The sequence below is a fragment of the Streptomyces sp. NPDC006174 genome (assembly GCF_040614075.1).
Lineage (GTDB): Bacteria > Actinomycetota > Actinomycetes > Streptomycetales > Streptomycetaceae > Streptomyces.
The window spans coordinates 1-3,179 of record NZ_JBEXTJ010000029.1 but is presented as its reverse complement, the minus strand read 5'-3'; the positions used below and the strand labels follow the sequence as shown (position 1 = coordinate 3,179).

Below are 3,179 nucleotides of genomic sequence, written 5' to 3'. Positions count from 1 at the left end.
AACACAGTGGACGCGAGCAACTGAGGACAAGCCCTCGGCCTATTAGTACCAGTCAGCTCCACCCCTTACAGGGCTTCCACATCTGGCCTATCAACCCAGTCGTCTACTGGGAGCCTTAACCCCTCAAGAGGGTGGGAATACTCATCTCGAAGCAGGCTTCCCGCTTAGATGCTTTCAGCGGTTATCCTTTCCGAACGTAGCCAACCAGCCATGCCCTTGGCAGGACAACTGGCACACCAGAGGTTCGTCCGTCCCGGTCCTCTCGTACTAGGGACAGCCCTTCTCAATATTCCTACGCGCACAGCGGATAGGGACCGAACTGTCTCACGACGTTCTAAACCCAGCTCGCGTACCGCTTTAATGGGCGAACAGCCCAACCCTTGGGACCGACTCCAGCCCCAGGATGCGACGAGCCGACATCGAGGTGCCAAACCATCCCGTCGATATGGACTCTTGGGGAAGATCAGCCTGTTATCCCCGGGGTACCTTTTATCCGTTGAGCGACAGCGCTTCCACAAGCCACTGCCGGATCACTAGTCCCGACTTTCGTCCCTGCTCGACCCGTCGGTCTCACAGTCAAGCTCCCTTGTGCACTTACACTCAACACCTGATTGCCAACCAGGCTGAGGGAACCTTTGGGCGCCTCCGTTACTCTTTAGGAGGCAACCGCCCCAGTTAAACTACCCATCAGACACTGTCCCTGATCCGGATCACGGACCCAGGTTAGACATCCAGCACGACCAGAGTGGTATTTCAACGACGACTCCACAACCACTGGCGTGGCCGCTTCACAGTCTCCCACCTATCCTACACAAGCCGAACCGAACACCAATATCAAACTATAGTAAAGGTCCCGGGGTCTTTCCGTCCTGCTGCGCGAAACGAGCATCTTTACTCGTAGTGCAATTTCACCGGGCCTATGGTTGAGACAGTCGAGAAGTCGTTACGCCATTCGTGCAGGTCGGAACTTACCCGACAAGGAATTTCGCTACCTTAGGATGGTTATAGTTACCACCGCCGTTTACTGGCGCTTAAGTTCTCAGCTTCGCACACCCGAAAGTGCACTAACCGGTCCCCTTAACGTTCCAGCACCGGGCAGGCGTCAGTCCGTATACATCGCCTTACGGCTTCGCACGGACCTGTGTTTTTAGTAAACAGTCGCTTCTCGCTGGTCTCTGCGGCCACCCCCAGCTCAAGCAGCAAGTGCTATCACCAGTGATGGCCCCCCTTCTCCCGAAGTTACGGGGGCATTTTGCCGAGTTCCTTAACCATAGTTCACCCGAACGCCTCGGTATTCTCTACCTGACCACCTGAGTCGGTTTAGGGTACGGGCCGCCATGAAACTCGCTAGAGGCTTTTCTCGACAGCATAGGATCATCCACTTCACCACAATCGGCTCGGCATCAGGTCTCAGACTTCATGCACGACGGATTTACCTACCGTGCGTCCTACACCCTTACCCCGGGACAACCACCGCCCGGGCTGGACTACCTTCCTGCGTCACCCCATCGCTTACCTACTACAAGTCTGGTTCATCGGCTCCACCACTACCCTCAACTCCGAAGAGATCGGGCCGGCTTCACGGACTTAGCATCGCCTGATTCAGTACTGGGCGTTTCAAAGCGGGTACCGGAATATCAACCGGTTGTCCATCGACTACGCCTGTCGGCCTCGCCTTAGGTCCCGACTTACCCTGGGCAGATCAGCTTGACCCAGGAACCCTTAGTCAATCGGCGCACACGTTTCTCACGTGTGTATCGCTACTCATGCCTGCATTCTCACTCGTGAACCGTCCACAACTCGCTTCCGCGGCTGCTTCACCCGGCACACGACGCTCCCCTACCCATCCCAGCCCCCGTTGGGGGTACATGCTGGAATGACACGACTTCGGCGGTACGCTTGAGCCCCGCTACATTGTCGGCGCGGAATCACTTGACCAGTGAGCTATTACGCACTCTTTCAAGGGTGGCTGCTTCTAAGCCAACCTCCTGGTTGTCTCTGCGACTCCACATCCTTTCCCACTTAGCGTACGCTTAGGGGCCTTAGTCGATGCTCTGGGCTGTTTCCCTCTCGACCATGGAGCTTATCCCCCACAGTCTCACTGCCGCGCTCTCACTTACCGGCATTCGGAGTTTGGCTAAGGTCAGTAACCCGGTAGGGCCCATCGCCTATCCAGTGCTCTACCTCCGGCAAGAAACACACGACGCTGCACCTAAATGCATTTCGGGGAGAACCAGCTATCACGGAGTTTGATTGGCCTTTCACCCCTAACCACAGGTCATCCCCCAGGTTTTCAACCCTGGTGGGTTCGGTCCTCCACGAAGTCTTACCTCCGCTTCAACCTGCCCATGGCTAGATCACTCCGCTTCGGGTCTAGAGCGTGCAACTCAAACGCCCTATTCGGACTCGCTTTCGCTACGGCTTCCCCACACGGGTTAACCTCGCTACACACCGCTAACTCGCAGGCTCATTCTTCAAAAGGCACGCAGTCACGACTGCATGTGCAAGCACACACAGCGACGCTCCCACGGCTTGTAGGCACACGGTTTCAGGTACTATTTCACTCCGCTCCCGCGGTACTTTTCACCATTCCCTCACGGTACTATCCGCTATCGGTCACCAGGGAATATTTAGGCTTAGCGGGTGGTCCCGCCAGATTCACACGGGATTTCTCGGGCCCCGTGCTACTTGGGTGGTTCTCAAACGAGCCGTTAATGTTTCAGCTACGGGGGTCTTACCCTCTACGCCGGACCTTTCGCATGTCCTTCGCCTACATCAACGGTTTCTGACTCGTCTCACAGCCGGCAGACTATGAAAGAAAACTCCCACAACCCCGCATGCGCAACCCCTGCCGGGTATCACACACATACGGTTTGGCCTCATCCAGTTTCGCTCGCCACTACTCCCGGAATCACGGTTGTTTTCTCTTCCTGAGGGTACTGAGATGTTTCACTTCCCCTCGTTCCCTCCACACTGCCTATGTGTTCAGCAGCGGGTGACAGCCCATGACGACTGCCGGGTTTCCCCATTCGGAAACCCCCGGATCAAAGCTTGGTTGACAGCTCCCCGGGGACTATCGTGGCCTCCCACGTCCTTCATCGGTTCCTGGTGCCAAGGCATCCACCGTGCGCCCTTAAAAACTTGGCCACAGATGCTCGCGTCCACTGTGCAGTTCTCAA

1 rRNA gene is annotated in these 3,179 nt (G+C 56.4%); it reads right to left on the bottom strand.

Annotated elements, in window-relative coordinates:
- Nucleotides 1-22 precede the first annotated feature (22 nt).
- Nucleotides 23-3,147: ribosomal RNA gene (locus ABZ267_RS33155) — 23S ribosomal RNA — on the bottom strand.
- Between the last annotated feature and the right edge of the window lie 32 nt (nt 3,148-3,179).